Here is a 23,148-nt window from a genome sequence, read left to right on the forward strand (position 1 = left end):
GCCAAGCCATGAGAGTGCCCCTCCTCCGAAACCGCCTGATGTCCGCTGTCGCCATCGGCCTCGTGTTTGCCGCGCAAGGCGCGTTCGCAGACGATCATGAGACAAAGGAAACCTGGCGCCTGTTCGTGGCAGATCACACAGATCCGGTTGTGCGCGCCATCGATTTTGACAGCGGCAAGGAGCTTGGCCGTTTTGACGTGAAGGGGCATGCGGCACTGACCGCAAGCGCATCCGGCCAGACCGTGTTCGCCACCCAATCCGACCACGACATCGTGCATGTTCTGAAAACCGGCATCCTGTTCTCGGACCATGGAGATCATCGCGATCTCGAAGTTGCCGATGTCGGATTGCTGCCGGTGACCTTTGAAGGCAAGCGCCCTTTCCACGTCGTGCCGCATGATGACCATGCCGTGCTTTTCTACGATAGAGGCGGCAAGGCCGAGATCATCGACGAAGCTGCCCTGCTGGAGGGCAAAGCTGAGGTGAAGACGGTAGACACCACCAAGCCGCATCATGGCGTCGCCGTGACCATGGGTCGCCATGTTCTCGTTTCCGTTCCCACGCTGGAAGCTCAAGAGAAGCCGGATCAACTGCCGCCGCGGGTGGGTCTGCGTGTCGTCGACGATCAGGGCACACAGGTTGGCGAGATGGCGACCTGCACCGATCTCCATGGCGAAGCCACCTCGGCGCGGCTTGTTGCCTTCGGCTGCAAGGAAGGCGTTCTCATCGCCAGACCCGGCGGCATCGACGGCCCGAAGCTCGAAATGCTCGCCTACCCAGACGACCTTCCGGAAGGCTACACAAGCACGCTTGTCGGCGGCAAGACCATGCAATTCTTCCTCGGCAACTACGGCGAAGACAAAGTGGTCCTGATCGATCCAGACAACGCCACGCCCTTCAAGCTGATCGAATTGCCAACCCGTCGTGTCGATTTCCTTCTCGATCCCGCCGAACCGCGCAATGCCTATATTCTGACAGAGGACGGTGACCTGCATCTGCTCGATGTCATCAAGGGCGAGATCCTGCGTAAGGCGACAGTGACCGAACCCTACAGCAAGGACGGCCATTGGAGAGATCCGCGCCCGCGTCTGGCCGTGGCCGATGGCCAGCTTGCAATTACCGATCCGCGCCACGCCCTCATTCGCGTCGTGGATGCCGAAAGCCTCAAGGAAATCCGCACGATCCCGGTCGAAGGACAGCCCTTCTCCATCGTTGCCGTCGGTGGCTCCGGCGCCTCGCATTGAGGCAATAGCCGGCCCACCCCAGGGCCGGCACCCCTCTCCTCTCGTCGCCCTCCCCCGCCGTCTCTTTGTGCAGGATCACGCAGATGAACAAGCTTCCGGTCACCGTCCTCTCCGGCTTTCTCGGCGCCGGCAAGACAACGCTTCTCAACCATATCCTCGCCAATCGCGAGGGCTTGCGGGTGGCGCTGATCGTCAACGACATGAGCGAGGTCAATATCGATGCCGCCCTCGTCCGCGAGGGCGGCGCCAATCTTTCGCGCACGCAGGAACAGCTGGTGGAGATGACCAATGGCTGCATCTGCTGCACGCTGCGCGACGATCTGCTGAGCGAAGTCCGCGCGCTCGCCGAACAGGACCGTTTCGACTACCTCTTGATCGAGTCGACCGGAATCGCCGAACCTCTGCCCGTCGCGGCGACCTTCGATTTCCGGGACGAGCATGGACGGAGCCTGTCCGACGTGGCCAAGCTTGATACGATGGTCACCGTTGTCGATGCCGCCAATCTTCTGAAAGACTACAGTTCTGCAGATTTTCTGGCCGATCGCGGGGAAACGGCTGGCGAAGGCGATGCACGGACACTGGTTGATCTGCTCGTCGAGCAAATCGAGTTTGCCGACGTCATCGTGCTCAACAAGATCGCAACGGCAACAGCCGAAGAACGCGATGCAGCCCGCAAGATCATTGTCGGCCTCAACCCGACGGCCAAGCTCATCGAGGCCGATTTCGGCAAGGTCGACCTCAGACACGTGCTCGGCACCGGTCGCTTCGATTTTGCCAAGGCGGAGACCAATCCATTGTGGTTCAAGGAACTGCACGGCTTCAAGGACCATGTTCCGGAGACCGAGGAATACGGCATCCGTTCCTTTGTCTACCGTGCCAGAAAACCGATGGACCCGGTCAAATTCCAGGATTTCATCAACCTCTCCTGGCCTGGTGTCGTTCGGGCCAAGGGTTTCTTCTGGCTGGCCACCCGGCCGGATCATGTCGGTGAGTTGAGCCAGGCTGGCGCGCTTGTTCGTACCCAGAGAATGGGCCGCTGGTGGACCTCCGTCTCCAGGCAGCAATGGCCGCAGGATCCAAGCTTTCTGGAGATGATGAAGCCCTATCTCGACCCGATCTGGGGTGATCGGCGGCAGGAAATCGTGTTCATCGGGGCCGATCCGATGGATGAGGACAAGATACGCGGCGAGCTTGATGCCTGTCTGATCGATAGCCCGGATTTCCGTCCCGATGCCTGGCGGGACCTGCCGGACCCCTTCCCTCGCTGGGAAACGCGCGCTGCCTGATCTCAGCGCTGATATTTGGTCATGAAGCTGGTGTCGATGCGATGTTTCCATCGCGCCACCCAGCGACCTGAAAGAGCAAAGCCCCATTTGTCGGCTATGGCGCGTCCGTTCGAGAGCGAAATCAGGACCAGCCAGGCCTTTTGCGGACAGTAGGGCGTCAGCGCCCTCCCGGTCAGACGACGATGGATATTCTCAGCCAGGATCGGCCCCTGACGCACGGCAAAGACGCCTGCTTTCGGGCGCCGGTCGGGCAATGACGCCACATCGCCTGCGGCGAAGACCTGAGGATGCGAGACGGATCTCAGCGTCTCGTCCACCCGAATGAAACCGTCGGCATCGAGACTTAGGCCGGTCTGGCGCAGAAAAGCGGGAGCCCCACTTGAGGTGGTCCAGACGACTTCGTCCGCTGCCACCCGGCGCCCATCGCGGGCCACGAGCGCTGCATCCTGATAGGCCACCACATCGAAATCGGGATGATGGATTATACCCTGGTCCTGCATCTCACGTAACAACAGCTGGCGGGTGCGCCGGCTGCGCTCCGGCACAGGCTCTTTTGACCGGCCGACCAGGGCGATCTGGATATTCCGCTCCTCGAAGCGACGCCTAAGAGCAAACGCAATCTCCACACCGGCCACCCCCTGCCCGACAATGGCGAGGCGGCGGAGACTGCCTTGTCCAGCCTCGGCATCAAGCTGCGCCAGGCGCTCCGTGAACGTCGCGATCGGCTTGACCGAAATGCCGGAGGAAATGCCTGGAGGCAGGGAGGGCGTGGAACCGATATCGATGGAAAGCAGGTCGTAGGCGAGGTCTTCGCCGGTGGCGAGTGAGACCGACTGGCGGCCTGGATCGATGCCTGTCGCCGATGTTTCGAGGAAGGTGACACCGGAGCGCGCGCAGAGCGCTGACAGATCGATGTGGAAGTCATCAAAGCTGTAGTCCCCGGCGACATGGCCCGGCAGCATGCCTGAGTAGGGCGCGTGGCGCTGCGGCGAAACCAGGGTGACCTCCGCACCCAGGCCAAGCTGACCAAGATGACGGACAACTTCGACATGGGCGTGTCCGCCACCAAGCAGCAGGATTGGGCAGGAGCGTGACGCGCCGTCAGCCATCCATCGCTCCGATCCGATGCACAGGACCGCCTGCGGCTTCCGCATCGGCCTCATCATGGGTGACGAGAATGACCGGCAGGCCGGCGCGTTGGGCGTGCTCGAAGACAAGACTGCGCATCTGGCTCCGCAAGGCCATGTCGAGCTTGGAGAAGGGCTCGTCGAGCAGCAGCAGTCGCGGCTCGGAGACCAGGACGCGGGCCAGCGCCACCCGTGCCTTCTGCCCGCCCGACAGGGTTGCCGGATCGCGAGCCTCAAAGCCTGACAGATCCATGTCGACGAGGATTTCCGCCGCGATCTGCCGACGTCGCCGCCGATCACGAACCTCCGATGGTATGGCGAAGGCGATATTTGCACCGACCGACATGTGCGGGAACAGCAAAGGATCCTGAAACAGAATACCGGCACGACGCCTTTCCGGCACCAGGGAAAGAAGATCGATCCCATCCACGGTCACGCTGCCCTTGGCCTTAAAGACCGGATCCAGGAAGCCGCCGATATAGGAAAGCAATGTCGACTTTCCCGATCCCGAAGGTCCCATCACCGTAAAGACGGCACCGGGAGGCACCCCTGCCGACAACCCGATGAGGCAAGTCTCGCCAAGACGGATCTGAACATCCGCGAGGTGCAGTCCGGCCCGTATCTGCCGCTCGAGCATATTCACACCCTCATGTCCTGACGATTGCGGTGAACGAATGCCGGCAGGAGGGCTGCGAGCGCAAAAGCGACAAAGGGAATAGCGGTTTGCAACAGGGCATAGACTCCGATGACGCGGCGATTGTTGCCGGAGGAAAGTGCCACGGCCTCCGTTGTGATGGTCGCAAGCCGCCCTTCCCCGATCAGTAGCGTCGGCAGATACTGCCCGACAGAGACGGCAAAGCCAACGGCAAGGGCGGTCAGGATCGGACGCAGCAGCATGGGCAGGCGGATCGACAAGAGAACAGAGAGCCGGGAGCGGCCAAGGGCCGTTGCGATCACCTCGTAACGCCGATCGAGCGCCCGCCAGGGATCGGCCAGCGAGAGGAAGACGTAAGGCAGCACGAAGACAAGATGGACAAAGACGAGCGCGATGAGGCGATGCTCGAAGCCGCTGCCGATGAAGAGAAGTTGCAGACCGAAGACAAAGGTGATCTGCGGCACGATCAGCGGCAGATAGAGCATCGCCAGGGCCTTGTCGTCGACCTTGCGGCCAGTCTGAACTTCCCGTTCCAGGCAGCCGATGGTGAGCAGGATGGCAATCGATGTCGAGGCAATCCCGGCGACCAATGTCGTGGCCAGCGGGGCACCGAGCCGCGGCAGGGCGCTCATCCAGCTCTTCAGCGTAAAACTTTGCGGCAAGAGGACCGGAAACTGCCACAGGCCCGCGAGCGACCAGACGGCCAGAAGGGCAAGCCCTGCAAAGACGGCGCTTCCGATCAGTCCGACCACCAATGCCGAGGCCTGACGGAGCGAACGATCCCGGACGAACCGACCTCCCCCGTCTCTGATGAGGTGCAGGAGAACTGCGGCGATCCGCTCCAGCAAAAGCCAGCTGACAAGGGCTGCGATGGTGACGGCAAGTTGCAGCAGAGCGCCGGCCGAGGCGAGAAAACGGGCAGAAAGATCCGGATCATTCATCCATTGCAGAAGCCGGGTCGCAAGCGTGCCCGGCAGGTTTGGACCGAGGATCAGCGCCACATCGACGACCGAGGAGGAATAAGCGATGACCGCATAGACGGCAAAGCGGATTTGCCGGTAGAGCGCTGGCCAGACCAGATAGACGAAGCCTGCAATGCGACCGTAACCGAAGGAGGCCGCCAGCCTTCGGGCCGCGGCGAGATCGACCTGCGGCAGTGCTGCAAGCGTCACGAGGAAGAGGAAGGGCGTTTCCTTGATGACGAGGCCTGCGACCATTGTCAGCCCCATGGGATCATGGGGAATGAGGAGGTCCGGCGGACGGTCAATGCCGAGCAATGGTGCGGCGAGCCGGATGAGAAAGCCGGAGGGCGCAATCAGGAAGGCAAAGGCGAAGGCTGCGGCGGCATGAGGCACGGCAAGCAACGGTGATAAAAGGTGCTGCAGGCGAGACAGCGTGGGCGTGCCCGCATAGCTCGCGACAAAGATCAGCGTGATGCCGAGCGAAATCAGCGTGGCCGCAAGTCCGGTTGTGAAACTGAGGACCGATGCCATTCCGAGACCTGGCGTATGCAGAAGATCGCGGAAGGGCTGGAGACCGAGTTCATCGCCGCCGAGCGCCGGTAGATAGCCGAAGGCCGGCAGCACGGTACCAAGCAGGCCAAAGCCCGTCGGCAACAGCAAGAGGCCAAGCGTCAACGCGACTGCGCTCCGGGGCAGGAGCACCGTCAGACGATCCGCGACGGGACGCTTGACCGATTGCGATGTCACGGCTCAGTTGCCGCTGGCATAGCGACGGCGCCATTCGACCTCGATGCGCTCCATCCAGCTTGCATGAGGTTCTGCGATGACCGGACCAAGCTTATCGGGCGAAAGCGTTGCAACACCGAGATCAAGGGCTGCAAAGGATGCGCGCTCTGCCTCCGGCAGCTTGGCCATCGAGAGCACGGTCGGGTCACCCCAATAGGCCGGATCCTGCTTGCGCAGCTGTGCTTCCGGCGAAATCAGGAAGTTTGCGGTGAGCAGAGCGCCTTCCTTCGCATTGGCGTTATAGGGAATGGCAACGAAATGGGTATTGCCCAGCGTGCCGCCGGAGAAGGTGAAGGAACGGACCGTCTCTGGCAGTTCGCCGGCCTTGATGCCGGAGGAGGCTTCAGCCGGATTGAAGGCAAAAATGATGTCCAGCTCGCCATCCGCAAGCTTCTGCTTCATGTCGGGATAGTTCTGCGGGAAGGCCTTGCCGCCGCGCCATGCGACCGGATGGAGTTGATCGAGATAGGCAAAGAGCGGCTCGACATCGGCCTCGAATGTCTCCTCGCTGACCGGTTTGGCCAGTTTTGAAGGGTCTGCAATCACCTCGCTCAGCACCTGCTTGAGGAAGGAGGAGCCGATGAAATCCGGCGGAGCCGGATAGGAGAAGCGGCCTGGGTTCTTCTTGGCCCAATCGACAAGCCCGGCCGCGTTGTCCGGCATGGCCGAGGCCTCCGTGCGCGCGCTGTCGTGGAAGAAGACCATCTTCGCACCACCCCAGGGGCTTTCGAGACCCTCGGTCGGTTCTATAAAATCGGTGAGGATGGTCGGCTGGTTTTCAAAGTCGACGTGAGCCCAGTTGGGCAGCGAGGTGGCCCATCCGGGGGAATGAAGCAGGCCCTGCTTCTTCATCGAGACAAAGTTTTCGCCATTGATCCAGATGAGATCGACAGATCCGCCCTCGTTCTTGCCCGCGGCCTTTTCGGCGATGACTTTGGAAACGGCGCTTGCAGTATCCTCAAGCTTCACCTGCACAACGGTCACCCCGTAGCGGCTCTTCATCTCCGTGCCGACCCATTCGAGATAGGCATTGATGTTTTCCGATCCGCCCCAGGCATTAAAATAGACCGTCTGGCCCGAGGCTGCCTTTTCTATGGAAGCCCAATCGGCGGGCTCCTGGGCGGACGCAACGGCTGGAAGGCTGCTGATCGCTGCCATCAGACCGGCTGCGAATATCGGTGACTTGAAACGCATAATGTGCCCTTCTCTCTCGCTATTGCCCGGCCGGTTTCCATGCCGTGCGGTCCTTGTTTTCAATACGTTGCAGAGACCCGGCGGATCTCAGCTTTCCTCGCCGGACCGCAGCCGCCGCTTGGCCAGAATGGCCAGAATCTCGCCACCCGGCTCCTCGTCCTGCGTGCGGCCAGCATGAGCGCTGATGTCGCGCGTCACGCGCATCTGCTCGACAAAGGTCCGGCACCCCCGGCACATCACCAGATGAACCCTGATCTTGAGCCGGGTCCAGAAACCGAGTTCGCCATCAAGGAGGCGGCTTGCGCTCCTTGCGACTTCATCGCATCGAAACATCACGAACCCCTCCGTGTTTTGCTGGAACCACTCATCGCGACGCTCCACGGCGACGCACCTGCTTGACGATGGTCGGGATCAGCGCGACGAGCGCCAGCGCCAGAAAGGCAAGCGTGATGTCGCGTGTCACGAGATCGGAGATCTGCGCCTCCCGTCCGTTTTCCTGCGCGGCGACAAGCACGCTATCCACTCCCTGACCGAGATAGGCATAGGCGAAGGTGCCAGGCAGGATGCCGAAAAACGTTGCTGTCACAAACCTGCCCAGGCTGATGTCAAAGAGAGCTGCGGCGATATTGACGACGAAAAAGGGAAAGACCGGCGCGAGGCGGATGACGAACAGATAACCGAAGGCATTGTTGCGAAAGCCATCGGCAAGCTTCTTCAACACGCCGTCGACACGGTGCCGCAGGAAACCGCCAAAGGCGGAGCGTGTAGCGAGAAAGACGATCGAGGCGCCGATGGTGGCCCCAACCGCGACCAGTGCACCGCCCATCAGCCAGCCGAACAGGAAGCCGCCGAAGATGGTCAATACGGATGCGGCCGGAAAGGAGAAGGCGACAGCTGCTATGTACACGACGAGAAAAAGCAGCGCCGACCAGAACAAATTGGCCTCGACATAGGCCTGTAATACCTCTCGCTTTTCGGCCAGGAAGCCGAGACTGAGATAGTCCTGCAGCCCGAGGGCATAACCGAGGGCAAGACCCGCGACGACGAAGAGAAGCGGCGCGTAGCGCCAGGAGGTGCCTTTCCCGGATGAAACGGCATTGCTGGAGGTCTCCGCGACATCGCTGGAGTGGGGCAAAGGCTTATTGTCCATGCAAGGTTCCGATCAATCGGTCGCCGGTCGCGAAAAGCGGGCTGCTTTCACCGACAAAACACCGGAAGTCACTATGGCTTGATGGCGCCGATTGCGGCTGGACATCGAAGCCGAATGTTCCGTTTATGGGTCCGGGGCATGTGTAGGAGGCGGCGTGGAGCACGTTGACAGTGGGGATCGAGAGATCGCCTTGCGTCTGATCAAGGGGGATGCTGCGGCCTTCGACCGTCTCTATCGTCAGCACAATGGCGCGATGATCCGCTTCTGTCGCGGCATCGTGCAAAGCCGCGCCATCGCCGAGGACGTCGTGCAGGATACCTGGATGGCCGTACTCAACCGCATCGATCTGTTCGAGGGACGCGGATCTCTTGCGAGCTGGATCTACACCATTCTCCTCAACAAAGCGCGCAGCCGCGCGCGCCGCGAAGGCCGGACCGTCTTCTTCGATGATTACGGCAGCGGAGATGGGCTCTCCGATGCCTTTGACGGACGTGGCCATTGGCGCCGCCTGCCGGACCTTTGGGAAAACCTTACCCCCGAGCGCCAGATCGAGGGACGCAGTGTGCTCCAACACGTTGAAGCGGTCATCGATACGCTGCCGCCGGCGCAACGGGCAGTGCTGATCCTGCGCGGCCAGCAGGGCCTGAAGCCTGCCGAAGTCTGCACCCTGCTCGACATCAGCGAAGGCAATATGCGCGTCCTCCTGCACCGGGCACGGGTAACTCTTCGCAATGCGCTCGACCGGCTGAACGCGATGGACTGACTCCGGACCCAAAGCACTCATGTCGGCTCCTCGGAAAATGCGAGCCAGCCCTGGCGCCAGCGGATCACCGTGGTCAGCGCGCAGAGGGCGGCAAAGGCATAGGCGATGATGGCGAACTGGCCGGGAAAGAGACACATGGCGAGGAAAACGACAATCGTCTCGAACCCCTCGGCCAGACCACCGGCGTAGTAGATGCCTTTGGTCGGGAATTCCGGCGCCTTGCGGCCGAGTTTGGCGGCAACGGCGGAAAAGGCGAGGAAGGAGGAGCCGGTGCCGACAAAGGAGACGATCAGCACCGCTGCCGGCAAGGCATTCACGGCGGGCTCCGCAACGGCAAAGCCGAGCGGGATCAGGGCGTAGAACACCATGTCGAGCGCGATATCGAGATAGGCGCCGCGCTCAGTTGGCCCCTGGAGGCGGGCAACCGCGCCATCGAGCCCGTCCAACACCCGGTTCGCAAGGATCAGCAGAAGGGCCGTCGACCAGGCCCCGAATGCCAGCGCGGCAAAGGCGCAGAGGCCCATCAAGAAACCGAGAAGGCTCAAATGATCCGCCTTGACGTGACGGTCCGCCAGAAACGCGGCAACCGGCTGGAGCGCTGCCTTTTGCAGCGGCAAGATCCGCGCATCGATCATCCGCGCCTCCATGTCTGGAAGCGCTCCAGCAAGGATAGAAGAAAGCCATTGAGGTGATTGCGCCGCCATTGGCCAGCGACCATCTTGTTGGCCTCGGCAAGCGTTGGATAGATGTGGATCGTGCCGAGAATCTTGCCGAGCCCATGGCCGTGTTTCATGGCAAGCACGAATTCGGCAATCAGATCGCCGGCCTGTTCGCCAACGATGGTGACGCCGAGGATCTTGTCTCTGCCGGGTTGCGTCAAGACCTTTACAAAGCCGCGGTCAGCCCCGTCGGCAATTGCCCTGTCGAGATCATCGAGAGCAAAACGCGTCACTTCATACGGGATCTTCTTCTCGCGCGCCTCGGCCTCCGACAGACCGACACGCGCCACTTCCGGATCGGTGAAAGTCGCCCAGGGAATGACAGAGTAGTCAGTCTTGAAACGCTTCAAGTCGCCGAAAAGCGCGTTGATCGCGGCAAACCAGGCCTGATGGCCTGCCACATGGGTGAGCTGGTACGGACCTGCCACATCGCCGGCGGCAAGGATGTTCGGGTGCAGCGTCTGCAGATATTCGTTAGTTTCAACCACGCGATCGACCTTGATGCCGACCTCCTCCAGTCCAAAGCCCTTAAGGCGCGGCGTGCGACCAACCGCAACGACAATCTCGTCAAAGGCTATCCGTCTGATCGTGCCTGCGTGATCGACATCGATCCAGCTTTCGCCTTCGCCCCTGCCGCAGGCCACCGCCTTGTGGTTCGTCAGAACAGTCACGCCATCCGATTTCAACGAGGCTTCAACCAGTGTTGCTGCATCCTCGTCTTCGCGCAGCAGCAGGCGCGAGGCCATCTCGATCTGCGTGACCTCCGAGCCGAGCCGGGCAAAACTCTGGGCAAGTTCGCAGCCAATGGGGCCGCCGCCCAGAACGACCATGCGGCGCGGGACTTTGGCCCGGTCCCGCAGCCGCTCCCACATCGTATCGGAGGTGAGATAGCCGATTTCCGCCAGGCCCGGGATCTCGGGCACGAAGGGCTTTGCACCGGTCGCAATGACGATGGCCCGCGTGGTCAACCGCTGGACGCCACCGTCCTTCAGCGTAATCTCCACAGTCCAGGGATCGACCAGCCTTGCGTAGCCTCTCAAGACCTCGACGCCGAGCCCTGCATATCGTTCGACGCTGTCATGCGGCTCGATCCTGGCAATCACCGCGTGGATGCGCTCCATCACGGCCGAGAATGACACCTTGGGCTCAGGCGCTTCGAGGCCATAGCGATCGGCATGGCGTATCTGATGGGCAATCTTGGCACTCTTGATCAGCGCTTTTGACGGCACGCAGCCGAAGTTCAGGCAGTCGCCACCCATCTTGTTGGCCTCGACCAGGGTCACCTTCGCCTTCGCCGCAGCGGCAATGTAGGCCGAGACAAGACCGGCTGAACCGGCACCGATCACGACGAGGTTCCGGTCAAACCTTTTCGGTCTGATCCAGGCATCGCCCGCGGGGCTTTCTTTTCCGTCTTTGCGATCCATCTCTCCACCTGAACTCTGCATTACCAAGCCGAAGACCATCGGGGACCAGAAATGTTACACATGCGGCACATGTTTTTTTCGCCCGGCTGTAGAACCGTGATGGTATTCTCGGCAGCGGCGCGCATTGGTCGTGTCAGGCAGGCATCTGCGCCCCCCACGCCCATTGGCATGCCGCACCGGCCACCAAGCTTGCTCTTTGGTCGAAATCCTTGCTACCAAGCATTTACACCCCTGCTCAAAACACGCATTCAGGAAATGGACGCCGGGCATTCACATCTTGTTGCGATGTGAGGCTCTAGTAGACTGCCAGCGTTTCCCCGTCCTTGGCCCGAAATCCGAGTGCCCAATTTTTAAGAGCTTTTCAGATGCATAGAAAAACATCCGCTTTGACAGGCCAAACGATGCTCGGTCTGGAACGCAGCGCATTCATCGGCCTGTTGTCTGCAATCGTATTCTTCGTCGCCAGCACCGCCCTGTCGATCTACACGATCAGCAACATCAGGGAGAACGGCGCGCGCGTGACGCAGACGCACAGCCTTATCGTTGCGCTCGACCTGGTGTTGATCGACGTACAGGACGCCGAAACAGGTCTCAGGGGCTATATCCTGACCGGTGATCCCGAATATCTGAAGCCTTACAATCGCGCCCTCTCTCAACTTCCGAGCCGCTTGGAAGCACTTGACACGGTGACCACGGCTCAGATGCGCGAACGTGGCGGCCCTGATGAGCTGCGCAGCTTTGTCCGATCCAAGTTTGAAAGCATGCAACAGACGCTTCAGCTCTATCGCGAGCAGGGTCAAGCGGCAGCCTTGGCCTTGATGACGACGGATCGCGGTCGCAGCGACATGGATGGTATCCGCAACGCCGTTTCCCAGCTCCGGCTCGAAGCTGGCGAGGAGCGCAGCCTGCGACTTGACGATCGCGACGCATCCTATGCCATTGCCTGGGCAAGCGGTCTGGCGAGCGGGGCGGTCGGCATCATCCTGACGCTGATCATCTCGGCCCTGATGCGCAAGGCTGCGATGGCGCAGAAGCGGGAACAGTGGATGCAGGAGGCCCAGCTTGGCCTTGCTGCCTCGGTTGCCGGTGAACAACAGCTTTCCGAGCTTGGCGAGAGCATTCTTGCCTACCTCACCAACCATCTCGGTGCGGTGGCCGGGGCTTTTTATGTCGAAAATGCCGGCCGCTATCACCGCACCGCTGTGCACGGGGTCCCTTCCGACGTGACACTTCCCGCAAGCTTTGGCCAGAACGACAGCCTGTTCGGCCATGTCTTGAGAGATCACCGACCGATTGCCGTGGGCGAAGTGCCGGATGGCTATGTCACCTTCGGTTCAAGCCTCGGGCAGCAAAAGCCACGCTATCTGGCGCTGGCGCCGGCCATTGTCGAAGGTGATGTACGCGCGGTCTTCGAGCTCGGTTTCCTGTCGCCCGTCAGCGATGACACGCTGACAATGCTCGAAAAGGTCTCCGAGATCATCGCCGTCGCCATCCGCTCCGCCGAGTTCCGGACACGGCTGCAGGCGCTGCTGGAGGAAACGCAGCGCCAGTCGGAAGAGCTGCAGGTGCAGGGCGAAGAATTGCGGGTCTCGAACGAGGAGCTCGAAGAACAAGGTCGGGCGCTGCGCGAACAGCAGGCACGGCTTGAACAGCAGCAGGCCGAACTTGAGCAGACGAATTCGCAGCTCGAAGAACAGGCCGAAGAACTCGCGCAGCAGCGCGACGACCTGGAACGATCAAAGGATGCGATCGAGACGAAGGCAAGGGAAGTCGAGCTTGCCAGCCGCTACAAGTCTGACTTCCTGGCCAACATGTCGCACGAATTGCGCACGCCGCTCAACTCATCGCTGATCCTGGCCAAGCTGCTTGCCGACAATTCGGAAGGCAATCTGACGGCGCAGCAGGTACAGTTTGCCCAGACGATCCAATCCTCGGGCAACGACCTTCTGAACCTGATCAACGATATCCTCGATCTCTCGAAGATCGAGGCGGGTCATGTGGAAATCAATCCAGAGGCCGTTTCCGTCGAGCGCACGGTCAGCGGGCTGCGACACATGTTCGAACCGCTGGCGACCACCAAGGGTCTCCAGCTGAATATGACGGTTGCCGCAGACGTGCCGGCTGTGATCCAGACCGATCCACAGCGACTTGAGCAAATCCTGAAGAACCTTTTGGCCAACGCTCTGAAATTCACGGAGAAAGGCAGTGTCTCGCTGGACGTCCGGCGGCATAGCAATGAACAGCTCGCCTTTGCGATCAAGGATACCGGGATCGGCATCGCCGAGGAGCAGCAGAAGCGGATCTTCGAGGCCTTCCACCAGGCGGACAGCACCATCAGCCGCAAATTTGGCGGAACCGGGCTTGGATTGTCGATCTCGCGCGAACTGATCCGCCTGCTCGGCGGTCACTTCCTGCTGGAAAGCAAGGTGGGCGACGGCAGCACCTTCACCGTCGTCATCCCTGCCGAGTTCGACAGCGCAGCGCCAGCTGCGCCTGAGCTGGAGCTGGCTCGCCAGGCTCAACCGACCGCGGCCCCGGTTTCGACGTCCTCTGCGGAGACCGCTCCGGCAAAGCCGAAAGCCATTTCCATCGTCGAGGATGACAGGGCCCATACTGCAGACACTGAGCGCAAGCTTCTGATCGTCGAGGATGATCAGTCCTTTGCGCTGATCCTCAGGGATCTTGCGCGAGAACTGAAATTTCAGGCTCTCGTGGCCGGCACGGCGCAGGAAGCCCTCGAACTTGCCCATCAGTTCCTGCCCAATGCCATCCTTCTCGATGTCGGTCTGCCGGACCAGTCCGGCCTATCGGTACTCGACCGCCTGAAGCGCGATGTGCGCACCCGCCACATCCCGATCCACATTCTCTCCGCCGAGGATTACTCGGATCGCGCGCTTTCTCTCGGTGCGGTCGGCTATGCGCTGAAGCCCGTTCAGCGCGATCACCTGGTATCAGTGATCGAGTCGCTTGGTGCCAAGGCCGAACAGACGCTTCGACGCGTCTTGATCGTCGAAGACAACACCGTGCAACGAGAGGCATTGTCGAAGCTTCTCTCCTCGCACGACGTCGAGACGATCGGTGCCGGCACGGCTGCGGAGTGCATCGCTCTCCTTGCAGAACAGACCTTCGACTGCATGGTGCTGGATCTCTCCCTACCCGATGCCTCCGGCTTCGCGCTTCTGGAGACACTTAGCCAGGAAGGCATGCACTCCTTCCCGCCTGTCATCGTCTACACCGGTCGCGTTCTTTCCGCCGAGGAAGAACAGAGGCTGCGCCGCTATTCGAAATCGATCATCATCAAGGGCGCCAAATCGCCGGAACGGCTGCTGGACGAGGTCACCCTCTTCCTCCACCAGGTGGTGTCCGAACTGCCTGACGAGCAGCAGCAGATGATCCGCAAGGCGCGCAATCGCGACGAACTGCTGGAGGGACGCCGCATCCTGATCGTCGAGGACGACGTGCGCAATGTCTATGCGCTGACCAACATCCTCGAACCGCGCGGTGTCCTGGTTGAAATCGCCAGGAATGGCGAGGAGGCGATCGACAAGCTGGAGCAGTCGCTCGACAAGCCGGACGGACGCATCGATCTCGTTCTGATGGACGTCATGATGCCAGTGATGGACGGACTGACGGCAACACGGCATATCCGCAAGAATGCGGCCTGGCATAAGCTGCCGATCATCACGCTGACGGCAAAGGCCATGCCGGACGACCAGAAACGCTGCATCGAGGCGGGCGCCAACGACTATATGGCAAAGCCGCTCGACGTTGAAAAACTGCTGTCGCTCGTGCGCGTGTGGATGCCGCAATGACCGAGACATTCGAAAAGGTCGAGGACATCGAGATCCGGCTTTTGCTGGAAGCGCTCTATCATCGCTACCATTACGATTTCCGCAGCTATGCGATGTCGTCGATCCGTCGACGGCTCCGCCAGGCGCGCGAGCAGTTGGGCTTCGCGACGATTTCGGCCATGCAGGAACGGGTTCTGCACCATCCGGACATGCTTGCCGACATGCTGCGCTATCTGACGGTGCAGGTCAGCGAGATGTTTCGCGATCCCACCTATTTCGCGGCCATGCGCGAAAAGGTCATTCCGCATCTGCGCACCTATCCCTCGCTGAAAGTGTGGATCGCCGGATGCAGCTCGGGTGAAGAGCTCTATTCCTTTGTCATCCTGTTTCGTGAAGAGGGTCTTGAAGAGCGCACCATCTTCTACGCCACCGATATCAATCCCGATGCTCTGGCCCATGCAGAAGCCGGGATCTACGACATCGAGCGGATCAAGCTGTTTACCGAGAACCATCGCGAATCCGGTGGCAAGGGCTCTCTGTCCGACTACTACTCGACAGGCTACAACCGCTGCATTTTCGACAAGAGCCTGCGCCGCAACGTGGTGTTTTCGGACCATAGCCTGGTGACCGACCAGGTTTTCGGAGAGATGCAGCTCGTCTCCTGCCGCAATGTGATGATCTATTTCGACAGGGAGCTGCAAGACCGCGCGGTTGGCCTGTTTCGGGATGCATTGCCGCGCAACGGGTTCCTCGGGCTTGGCTCGAAGGAAACGCTGCGGTTCTCCGCCCATGCAGAGAGCTTCCGGGAGTTCGTTCGCGAAGAGAAGATCTATCAAAGGATCGGCTCATGAGCGACCAGGCGAAAGGGGCCGTGATCATTGGCGCATCGGCGGGCGCCCTTGAAGCCCTGACGGTGATCCTGCCATCGCTGCCATCAAGCTATCCGTTTCCGATCTTCGTTATCGTGCATCTGCCGCCGAAAAAGCGCAGTGTGCTTGCCGAGATCTTCGGACGAAAATGCCAGCTCCGGTCCATCGAGGCGGAAGACAAGGAGCCGGTCGAGGCCGGCGTTATTTACTTCGCGCCACCGGATTACCATTTGTTGCTCGAGGGGCGCGGGCAGATTTCCCTGTCGAATGAAGAAGAGGTGCTGTTTTCGCGCCCGTCCATCGACGTGGCTTTTGAAAGTGCGGCAGATGCATGGGGTGACAAGCTGACTGCGATCGTTCTCACAGGTGCCAACAATGACGGGGCGCAAGGGCTTGCCGCCGTTGCGCGCGCCGGTGGCAAGGCAATCGTTCAGGAGCCGAGCGGCGCCTATGCGCAGGCCATGCCCGAAGCCGCCATTCGCGCCTGCCCGCAAGCACAGATTATGACATTGCCCGACATTTCAACCTTTTTGCAGAATAAATCCCAATGAACCCCGCTGTTAAATTCCTTCTCGTCGACGATCTGCCGGAAAACCTCCTCTCCCTGGAGGCTCTGTTGCAGCGCGACGACCGCGTGCTTTTAAAAGCCCGCTCCGGTGACGAAGCGCTCGAATTGCTTCTTCATCATGACGTGGCGCTGGCCCTGATCGACGTCCAGATGCCCGGCCTCAACGGCTTTGAACTGGCCGAACTGATGCGCGGAAACGAGCGCACGAGACGGGTTCCCATCATCTTCGTCACCGCCGGAACCCATACCGCCGAGCGGCGCTTTCAGGGTTATGAAGCGGGCGCCGTCGATTTCATCCAGAAGCCGATCGAGCCGGATGTGCTTCGGAGCAAGGCGGAAGTGTTCGCCGAGCTTTACCGTCAGCGCAAGATGCTCGCCGAACAACGCGATTTGCTGGAGGAGCAGACGCGCGCCCTGCAGCTCGCGGATCAGCGCAAGAACGAGTTCATCGGGATCCTTGTCCACGAATTGCGCAACCCCCTGGCAGCGCTGAATGGCGGGCTGAAGCTTCTTTCGAGAAAACCGGACGAGGCCAAGACCGAACAGATCCACGGCCTCATGCATGAGCAGATGGACCACATCATCCGGCTGGTTGACGATTTGCTGGACGTTTCGCGCATCACGCAAGGCAAGATCAATCTCAGCAAATCGGAATTCGAGCTGAAGGATGCGATATCGACCGCACTGGAGATGACGCGACCGACCGTTGAGGAAAAGCGGCATACGCTGACTTTCAAGGCACCGGAACAGGCATGCACGATCCTGGCTGACAAGGTCCGCCTGACGCAATGCGTTTCGAACCTCGTCAACAATGCTGCGAAATACACTCCGGAAGGTGGGCAGATCGAGGTATCGCTGGAGGCTGTTGAAAGAGGTTATCGGATCACGGTAGCCGACAATGGACTAGGCCTTACGCCGGAAGCGTCGACCGCGATCTTCCACATGTTCGAGCAGGTCGAGGAGCACCGGGGGCACGCGCATGGCGGCTTGGGCATCGGTCTTGCGCTGGTGAAACAGCTGATGGAATTGCACGGCGGCGATGTCACCGTGTGGAGCGACGGCCCGGGCAAGGGCAGTGTCTTCACCCTGGAACTGCCGAGAGAGATTGCCAGCGCGTGAGCGAGTGACACGCGCTGGCTTGCCGTTTCAAAGCCCGTAATAGAGATAGATCGCGTAGCACGATACGAAGCCCACGATGATGTTCATCGGCAACCCGATCTTGACGAAATCGCTGAAGCGGTAATTGCCAGCCCCATAGACCAGCGTGTTGGTCTGGTAACCGATGGGTGTTGCGAAGCTGGCGCTTGCGCCAAACATCACGGCAACAACGAGGGCGCGCGGTTCGATGCCAAGCTGCTGGGCGAGCCCGATGACGATGGGCGTGAGAATGACCGCGACCGCATTGTTGGTGACGCATTCCGTCAGCGTTGACGCCAGCGTATAGACGAGAAGCAGCACGACAAAGGGCGAAACGGTGGACATCAGCGGCATGGCCGCATCCACCACGAGCGTGACGGCACCGGTCTCCTGCAAGCCCTGCCCCACCACCAGCATGGCGAAGATGAGGATCAGAATACCGCCTTCGATCGATCCCCAGGCCTCATCCGCGTCAATACACCGGAGAATGAGAATGGCGGGAACCGCGATCATCGCGAGGATGCCGATATCCATGACATTGAACGCGGCCAGAACCACCACCAGCCCAAGCGCCAGAAGCGCAAGCGGTGCCTTGGTCGGGCGAAATGCGCGGGCTGTCGAGCGCGTTACGGATACGAGCTCGCTTTCGCGCGAGAGTTCGTCAAGCGCTTCAGGCGTTCCCTCCAGAAGCAGCTTGTCTGCCGGACGCAGGCGCACATTGCCGAGATCCGGACCCGGCACATGCTTGTGCCGATGCGCGCCGAGGATGCGGACGCCGAATCTTCGGCCAAGCGTGAGGCTCGAAAGGCGCACTCCCTGACTGAAGCGGCCAGGTGCCACGACGGCTTCGACAACCGAGCGTTCGCCTTCGCCAGAGTTGCCCCTGCGCTGCCCGACCCTGACGGTATCGAGATTGTTGAAGGTCAGAAGTTCTGGGGATTTGGCCATGACAATCAGGCTATCGCCCTTCTTCAATGTCTGGGCCTCGACATCCTTGCGCACGACTTCGCCATTCGACCGCAGGCCGACGATGCGCAGCCCCGGCTGCCTGAATTCGGCGATGTCAGCGATGGGCTTGTCGGTAAAGGCGCCGTCGGCAAGCACCGTCAGTTCCGACAGATATTCCGCTTCATTGTTGCCTTCCAGTTCGCCGCCCTCTTCGCGGCGGTCCGGAAGCAGGAACTTGCCGAGCAGCAGCATGGTGACAACACCCGTCGCCGCCGCAGCAATGCCGACAGGCGTGATCTCGAACAGCGAGAAAGGTTCAAGCCCTTGACCACGGGCAACCCCATCGACCAGCAGGCTGGTGGAGGTGCCGATCAAGGTCAGGGTACCGCCGAGGATGGCGGCGTAGGACACCGGAATCAAAAGCCGCGTTGAGGCAATATCGAGCGCTGCTGCAAGCCGGATGACAATCGGGATCAGAACCAGCACGACGGGCGTGTTGTTCATAAAGGCCGAGCCCACCAGTGCGGTGAAGAAAAAGGCGCCAAGCGCGAGCTTGGGGTAGGTCTTGGAGCGCTCCAGAACGATGCCGGCGACCCGCTCCAGCACGCCGGTTCTGACCAGTGCTCCGGTCAGAACGAACATGGCACCAATCGTCAAGGGCGCGGAGTTGGAGAAGACTGCCATCGCCTTGTCTGTCGGAACGAAGCCAAGCACGATGAAGACGGCAGCGCCCGCAGCCGCCGTAACCTCCGCCGGATATTTTTCCCAGATGAACAGAGCAAAGAGCAGGACAACCAGCACCAGCGCGATCTGGGCCTGATAGTCTGCGAGAAAAGCGGTGGTCATTTCCAGTTTATCCCCCTGATATCGACGTGGCTTAACGCGCGGAGGTTCTTCCGGCTCCATCGGCCAAGAAATATTTCGGACGGGCTGCAGATCTGGCTCGACCGGGGGGCGCACTGCCAGCGTTCAAGCTTTCCGCGCGACCGGCAATCACACCGTCGAGCTCCGCTTTTCAGCTGATCCGAAGAGGCGTGCGACATTGTCGCGCCGAAGCGGCTCAGACAACTGGAAGCCTTGGAGATTGTCACAACCGAGCATGGTCAGGACCTCCAGCTGCTCGATCGTTTCCACGCCTTCAGCTGTTGTCTTCAGACCCTTGTGTCTTGCCATGTTGACGATGGCCTCGATCAACGGGCGGCCATCGGGACTGGCAAGTCCCTCGATGAAGATCTTGTCGATCTTGATGCGATCGACTTCCAGATTGAGCAAATGGCCAAAGGATGAATTGCCCTTGCCGAAGTCATCGACGGCAAAGCGCACGCCAACGCTGCGCAGCAGTGCAATCGCCGCTGCGGCGCGTCCACCGCTATCGGTTGCCACGGTTTCGGTGATTTCGATCTCCAGCCGGCGAGGCTCGATGCCGTGTCGCGCGAGGATGTCGAGCACACGCAGCGGATAACCCGGCGCCATGAGTTCGATGACAGAGGCATTCACGGCGATTGTGACATCGCTGTCGGAGATCTCCGCCAACAGGCTGCAAGCGTCATTCATGACAAACTGGCCCAGGGCCTGGATAAGGCCGGCCTCTTCGGCAATCGGGATGAAAACATCAGGCGGTATCGAGCCCAGTTCCGGATGCCGCCATCGACAGAGGGCCTCGAGAGACCGAACGGCGCCATCCGATGTTGCATAGACCGGCTGATAGCAGACCTCGATGCCGGTGCCATCCATCAGCGCCTGGCGCAGCGCCTCTTCAAGCTTGCGCCGTCGTCTGAGCAACTCCTCCATATGCGCGCCGAAGATGGCGAATGCATTCCTCCCGGCTGCCTTGGCATGATAAAGCGCGATATCGGCGTGGCGTGTCAGGTCCGCGGCCTCCATGCCGTCGGAAGAGAAGGCCACGCCCACGCTTGCGCCGACCTGCAGATGCAGGCCATCGATCAGGAAAGGCTCGTGCAGGGTTGAAACCACCTGCTCTGCCACCTGTTCCGCCTCATGAGGATCTTCGAGCGTCAGCAGCAAGGTGAACTCGTCGCCGCCCAGGCGGCAGACAAGCCCGTTTGGCGCAACGGCAATCAGTCGGGTGGCGACCTGTTTGATCAGTTTGTCCCCGATGGGGTGGCCATGCGTGTCGTTGACCGCCTTGAAGTGATCGAGATCGATGAAGAGGACGGCGTGAACCACACCCGGTTTCGAGAGGGATAGCCTCTCTTCCAGCTCCTGTTGGAATGTCGTGCGGTTCGCAAGCCCCGTAAGCGGATCGTGCATGGCGAGATGACGCAATTCCAACTGGCTGGCAGCGAGATGCCTGGTCCTTTGCCAGAGCCGCGATCCGAGAATGCTTGTGAGCAGGACTATGCCGACGCCGACCGCCACAATAAACGGGCTGACGGAAGCGATGACACTGGCGCCTGGCGAAAACGGTTGCCAGCGGAAAAAGCCGATGGTGTCGCCGGCGCGGGTGCGCACCGGGAAGGCCAGATATCTGGAACTTGTGATACCGTCCCGCACGAAGGCGAGGTCGGCGAACTGGTATTCTGCGGCGATCCGCTCAACAAAGCCGCCATCCAGATAGCGTATCGCGACGTGCAGATATTCTTCACCGGCCGGCGGCCCTACTTCCCCGCTATCCGAGACGATGGGCTTCACACTGACAATGGCCGCACGGCCCGCTATCTCCCTGATGTCGCTTTCGCCGATCGACAGGGTTTCAGTCCCTTGCGGTTGCTCGCCCTGCGCCAAGCGGAGCCTCAACCGCTCGGCGAGCGGTCTTGCTGTCTCAACGATGTTGAGCGTAACGGCCGGGTTTCCGGGGTCAGCAATATGGGCGTAGATCAATTGGTCCTGCGGTGACAGAATGACTGCGGCGTCATGGCCAAAATAGCTGTGCATCCACGCCCCGAGATTGGCGTCCATCCACTCCTGGTCGTTCGCCACGACATTCTGAACCGCGTCATCCCACACGGTTGCGCTTTCCTGATCATGCGCGACAGAGCTGGTCATCGTGTCGACAATCAACCTCAAGAGGTCGACCTGCCTGCTTCGGGCGGTTTCATCGGCCTTGTGGGCGGCCAGGATCAGGGCTGCAAAAAGCAAAAGCGTGGCAGACGCCCCCATGAACAAGGGCAGCCCCCATCGGACAAAGAATTTTCGCTGCAACAGTCCCGTCATCACGATCTCGCGCGTTCCGTTGTCCGGTATATGCGCAAAATCTTAATGGTCGAATAAACGTCAAAAAGGCTCACGACCTACGAAAACCATCCGCAAGCGGCAGAATCTCACAAATTCCGTTCAAATAACCCTCGGCGAGGCCGTGAAGGATTGAATATTCAACGCCCAACAACCTGCACGATCCGCGGCTCTGAAGCGAAGCACTGACTTTTCACAACGAATTCTCAATAAAATCTTAGGGTAGATTCCACTTTTCCCACTTGCGGTTTGCCAGATCGTCGAAAGGCAACGGGGATTCCAACCTTTATTAATAAAGCAATGCGTGAATGGGCCAGCTAAGGAGTCCCCCATGCAAAGCGTTCTGAAAATCGCCCTGACCTTGTTGTTCCTGATCTTGCAATCGGCACTCGCTGCCGCCCAGGGAGAATGGTCCGTTGCAAACGCTGGCAAGCAGGTGATGGTCACGATGGACAACCAGACATGGAGTCCATTGCGCAAAGGGGATGCGGTTCCAAATGGCGCCTGGATCTCAACCGGTCCGGTGGGCCGAGCCCAACTCGTCCGCGGCAAAGAGAGCGTCACCTTCAAACCGAACACGCTGGCATCCGTGACGACCCGCGGCTTTTTCTTTCGCAAGACGGACGTGCTTCAGCAGAGCGGCGAACTGGAACTGCAGATCGAGAAACGACTGCGTCCGCATACAAGCGTCCAGACGCCTTTTCTTGCCGCTGTCGTGAAGGGCACACGCTTCACAGTCTCCGTCAGTCGCCGCGACGCACGGGTCAACGTGAATGAGGGGCTTGTGGAAGTTACCAGCGTCTCCAGTGGCGAGCGCAGCAACCTGAAACCGGGACAATCTGCTCGCGTGGGCACGGGCGGCATGCAGGTGGCAGGCAAGACCGATACGCCCAGTATTTCCCGTGTCGACCCTCCGGCACAACGCGTTCCAGCGGTCGGGCAGACCTTGAAGGATCTGAACAAGAACCTCCCCGATGCTGCCGGCAATAGAAACACGTCAGCAAGCTCAAAGGGTGCGGGCAATTCCGCAAACAGCAGCGGAAGCAGCAATGGCAAGGGCAATTCCGCAAGCAGTGGCGGAAGCAGCAACGGCAAGGGCAACTCCGCAAGCAGCGGCGGAAGCAGCAACGGCAAGGGCAACTCTGCAAGCAGCGGCGGAAGCAGCAACGGCAATGGCAACTCCGCAAGCAGCGGCGGAGGCAGCAACGGCAAGGGTAGCTCCGCAAGCAGCGGTGGAGGCAGCAACGGCAAGGGTAGCTCCGCAAGCGGCGGCGGAAGCAGCAATGGTGGCGACAAGGGCAAGGGCCGTGGGCGAGAGAAGTGAGCTCGCCTC

The 23,148-nt window shown here is 60.5% G+C and carries 18 protein-coding genes; 8 read left to right on the top strand and 10 right to left on the bottom strand.

The genetic code is table 11. The features are described 5' to 3' along the window. Nucleotides 1–8 precede the first annotated feature (8 nt). Together aztD and zigA are read left to right on the top strand one after the other, a co-directional pair. Nucleotides 9–1,244 carry a zinc metallochaperone AztD gene (aztD, locus tag FAA97_RS12265; protein ID WP_136598806.1) on the top strand — a complete coding sequence of 412 codons (1,236 nt, stop codon included), beginning with the start codon at nt 9–11 and terminating at the stop codon, nt 1,242–1,244. A gap of 83 nt (nt 1,245–1,327) precedes the next feature. Further along, nucleotides 1,328–2,530, top strand: a complete 1,203-nt coding sequence (gene zigA, locus FAA97_RS12270) for a zinc metallochaperone GTPase ZigA (protein WP_136598807.1) — start codon at nt 1,328–1,330, stop codon at nt 2,528–2,530. Between the two features lie 2 nt (nt 2,531–2,532). On the opposite strand, the gene FAA97_RS12275 is transcribed toward zigA, so the two are convergent. From FAA97_RS12275 to FAA97_RS12300, 6 genes are all read right to left on the bottom strand, one after another. After that, nucleotides 2,533–3,639, bottom strand: a complete 1,107-nt coding sequence (locus FAA97_RS12275; RefSeq protein ID WP_136598808.1) for an FAD-dependent oxidoreductase — start codon at nt 3,637–3,639, stop codon at nt 2,533–2,535. Then, complete coding sequence (locus FAA97_RS12280) at nt 3,632–4,294, bottom strand: ATP-binding cassette domain-containing protein (RefSeq protein WP_136598876.1); 663 nt, start codon at nt 4,292–4,294, stop codon at nt 3,632–3,634. Before FAA97_RS12280 ends, FAA97_RS12275 begins: the two co-directional genes overlap by 8 nt. 2 nt (nt 4,295–4,296) lie before the next feature. Further along, the gene (locus FAA97_RS12285) at nt 4,297–5,982 is read right to left on the bottom strand and encodes an ABC transporter permease (RefSeq protein WP_206110014.1); all 1,686 of its coding nucleotides are present in this window, start codon (nt 5,980–5,982) and stop codon (nt 4,297–4,299) included. A gap of 42 nt (nt 5,983–6,024) precedes the next feature. Further along, complete coding sequence (locus tag FAA97_RS12290) at nt 6,025–7,254, bottom strand: ABC transporter substrate-binding protein (RefSeq protein WP_136598809.1); 1,230 nt, start codon at nt 7,252–7,254, stop codon at nt 6,025–6,027. Between the two features lie 87 nt (nt 7,255–7,341). After that, nucleotides 7,342–7,587 (bottom strand): zf-HC2 domain-containing protein, encoded by a 246-nt coding sequence (locus tag FAA97_RS12295; RefSeq protein WP_281281335.1) that lies wholly within the window; start codon nt 7,585–7,587, stop codon nt 7,342–7,344. A 31-nt stretch (nt 7,588–7,618) separates the two neighbouring features. Further along, nucleotides 7,619–8,404: a TVP38/TMEM64 family protein gene (locus FAA97_RS12300; RefSeq protein WP_136598811.1), complete on the bottom strand. Its 786-nt coding sequence runs from the start codon at nt 8,402–8,404 to the stop codon at nt 7,619–7,621. A gap of 154 nt (nt 8,405–8,558) precedes the next feature. On the opposite strand from FAA97_RS12300, the gene FAA97_RS12305 reads away from it, so the two are divergent. Further along, complete coding sequence (locus FAA97_RS12305; protein ID WP_136598812.1) at nt 8,559–9,167, top strand: RNA polymerase sigma factor; 609 nt, start codon at nt 8,559–8,561, stop codon at nt 9,165–9,167. 17 nt (nt 9,168–9,184) lie between these two features. On the opposite strand, the gene FAA97_RS12310 is transcribed toward FAA97_RS12305, so the two are convergent. After that, a complete protein-coding gene (locus FAA97_RS12310; RefSeq protein WP_136598813.1) occupies nt 9,185–9,802 on the bottom strand; it encodes a CDP-alcohol phosphatidyltransferase family protein in 618 nt (205 codons plus the stop codon). Beyond that, nucleotides 9,799–11,310, bottom strand: a complete 1,512-nt coding sequence (locus tag FAA97_RS12315; protein ID WP_136598814.1) for a dihydrolipoyl dehydrogenase family protein — start codon at nt 11,308–11,310, stop codon at nt 9,799–9,801. The genes FAA97_RS12310 and FAA97_RS12315 overlap by 4 nt, the downstream gene beginning before the upstream one ends. Before the next feature lie 365 nt (nt 11,311–11,675). On the opposite strand from FAA97_RS12315, the gene FAA97_RS12320 reads away from it, so the two are divergent. Genes FAA97_RS12320 through FAA97_RS12335 form a run of 4 tightly spaced genes read left to right on the top strand, consistent with a single transcriptional unit; the run spans nt 11,676 to nt 17,657 of the window. Continuing rightward, nucleotides 11,676–15,122 carry a response regulator gene (locus FAA97_RS12320; protein ID WP_136598815.1) on the top strand — a complete coding sequence of 1,149 codons (3,447 nt, stop codon included), beginning with the start codon at nt 11,676–11,678 and terminating at the stop codon, nt 15,120–15,122. Beyond that, nucleotides 15,119–15,952, top strand: a complete 834-nt coding sequence (locus FAA97_RS12325) for a CheR family methyltransferase (RefSeq protein ID WP_136598816.1) — start codon at nt 15,119–15,121, stop codon at nt 15,950–15,952. Before FAA97_RS12320 ends, FAA97_RS12325 begins: the two co-directional genes overlap by 4 nt. Further along, the gene (locus FAA97_RS12330) at nt 15,949–16,521 is read left to right on the top strand and encodes a chemotaxis protein CheB (protein ID WP_136598817.1); all 573 of its coding nucleotides are present in this window, start codon (nt 15,949–15,951) and stop codon (nt 16,519–16,521) included. Before FAA97_RS12325 ends, FAA97_RS12330 begins: the two co-directional genes overlap by 4 nt. Further along, entirely contained in the window at nt 16,518–17,657 is a 1,140-nt protein-coding gene (locus tag FAA97_RS12335) for a hybrid sensor histidine kinase/response regulator (RefSeq protein WP_136598818.1), read from the top strand. The genes FAA97_RS12330 and FAA97_RS12335 overlap by 4 nt, the downstream gene beginning before the upstream one ends. A 27-nt stretch (nt 17,658–17,684) precedes the next feature. Here the strand turns inward: FAA97_RS12335 and FAA97_RS12340 are convergent, their stop codons facing one another. Both FAA97_RS12340 and FAA97_RS12345 read right to left on the bottom strand, forming a co-directional pair. Next, a complete protein-coding gene (locus tag FAA97_RS12340; RefSeq protein WP_136598819.1) occupies nt 17,685–19,469 on the bottom strand; it encodes an SLC13 family permease in 1,785 nt (594 codons plus the stop codon). Between the two features lie 147 nt (nt 19,470–19,616). Next, nucleotides 19,617–21,797: a putative bifunctional diguanylate cyclase/phosphodiesterase gene (locus FAA97_RS12345; RefSeq protein ID WP_136598820.1), complete on the bottom strand. Its 2,181-nt coding sequence runs from the start codon at nt 21,795–21,797 to the stop codon at nt 19,617–19,619. A gap of 349 nt (nt 21,798–22,146) precedes the next feature. Between FAA97_RS12345 and FAA97_RS12350 the strand changes: the two genes are divergently transcribed. Then, a complete protein-coding gene (locus FAA97_RS12350; protein ID WP_136598821.1) occupies nt 22,147–23,139 on the top strand; it encodes a FecR domain-containing protein in 993 nt (330 codons plus the stop codon). Nucleotides 23,140–23,148 lie beyond the last annotated feature (9 nt).

The sequence above is a fragment of the Peteryoungia ipomoeae genome, from assembly GCF_004912165.1.
In the GTDB taxonomy this organism is placed as follows: Bacteria; Pseudomonadota; Alphaproteobacteria; order Rhizobiales; family Rhizobiaceae; genus Allorhizobium; species Allorhizobium ipomoeae.

Coding starts and splice junctions, on each gene's coding strand:
- FAA97_RS12340 (WP_136598819.1), bottom strand. CDS start 19,469: ATGACCACCGCTTTTCTCGCAGACTATCAGGCCCAGATCGCGCTGGTG.
- FAA97_RS12330 (WP_136598817.1), top strand. CDS start 15,949: ATGAGCGACCAGGCGAAAGGGGCCGTGATCATTGGCGCATCGGCGGGC.
- FAA97_RS12320 (WP_136598815.1), top strand. CDS start 11,676: ATGCATAGAAAAACATCCGCTTTGACAGGCCAAACGATGCTCGGTCTG.
- FAA97_RS12310 (WP_136598813.1), bottom strand. CDS start 9,802: ATGATCGATGCGCGGATCTTGCCGCTGCAAAAGGCAGCGCTCCAGCCG.
- FAA97_RS12335 (WP_136598818.1), top strand. CDS start 16,518: ATGAACCCCGCTGTTAAATTCCTTCTCGTCGACGATCTGCCGGAAAAC.
- zigA (WP_136598807.1), top strand. CDS start 1,328: ATGAACAAGCTTCCGGTCACCGTCCTCTCCGGCTTTCTCGGCGCCGGC.
- aztD (WP_136598806.1), top strand. CDS start 9: ATGAGAGTGCCCCTCCTCCGAAACCGCCTGATGTCCGCTGTCGCCATC.
- FAA97_RS12350 (WP_136598821.1), top strand. CDS start 22,147: ATGCAAAGCGTTCTGAAAATCGCCCTGACCTTGTTGTTCCTGATCTTG.
- FAA97_RS12275 (WP_136598808.1), bottom strand. CDS start 3,639: ATGGCTGACGGCGCGTCACGCTCCTGCCCAATCCTGCTGCTTGGTGGC.
- FAA97_RS12345 (WP_136598820.1), bottom strand. CDS start 21,797: ATGACGGGACTGTTGCAGCGAAAATTCTTTGTCCGATGGGGGCTGCCC.
- FAA97_RS12295 (WP_281281335.1), bottom strand. CDS start 7,587: ATGTTTCGATGCGATGAAGTCGCAAGGAGCGCAAGCCGCCTCCTTGAT.
- FAA97_RS12325 (WP_136598816.1), top strand. CDS start 15,119: ATGACCGAGACATTCGAAAAGGTCGAGGACATCGAGATCCGGCTTTTG.
- FAA97_RS12290 (WP_136598809.1), bottom strand. CDS start 7,254: ATGCGTTTCAAGTCACCGATATTCGCAGCCGGTCTGATGGCAGCGATC.
- FAA97_RS12300 (WP_136598811.1), bottom strand. CDS start 8,404: ATGGACAATAAGCCTTTGCCCCACTCCAGCGATGTCGCGGAGACCTCC.
- FAA97_RS12280 (WP_136598876.1), bottom strand. CDS start 4,294: ATGCTCGAGCGGCAGATACGGGCCGGACTGCACCTCGCGGATGTTCAG.
- FAA97_RS12315 (WP_136598814.1), bottom strand. CDS start 11,310: ATGGATCGCAAAGACGGAAAAGAAAGCCCCGCGGGCGATGCCTGGATC.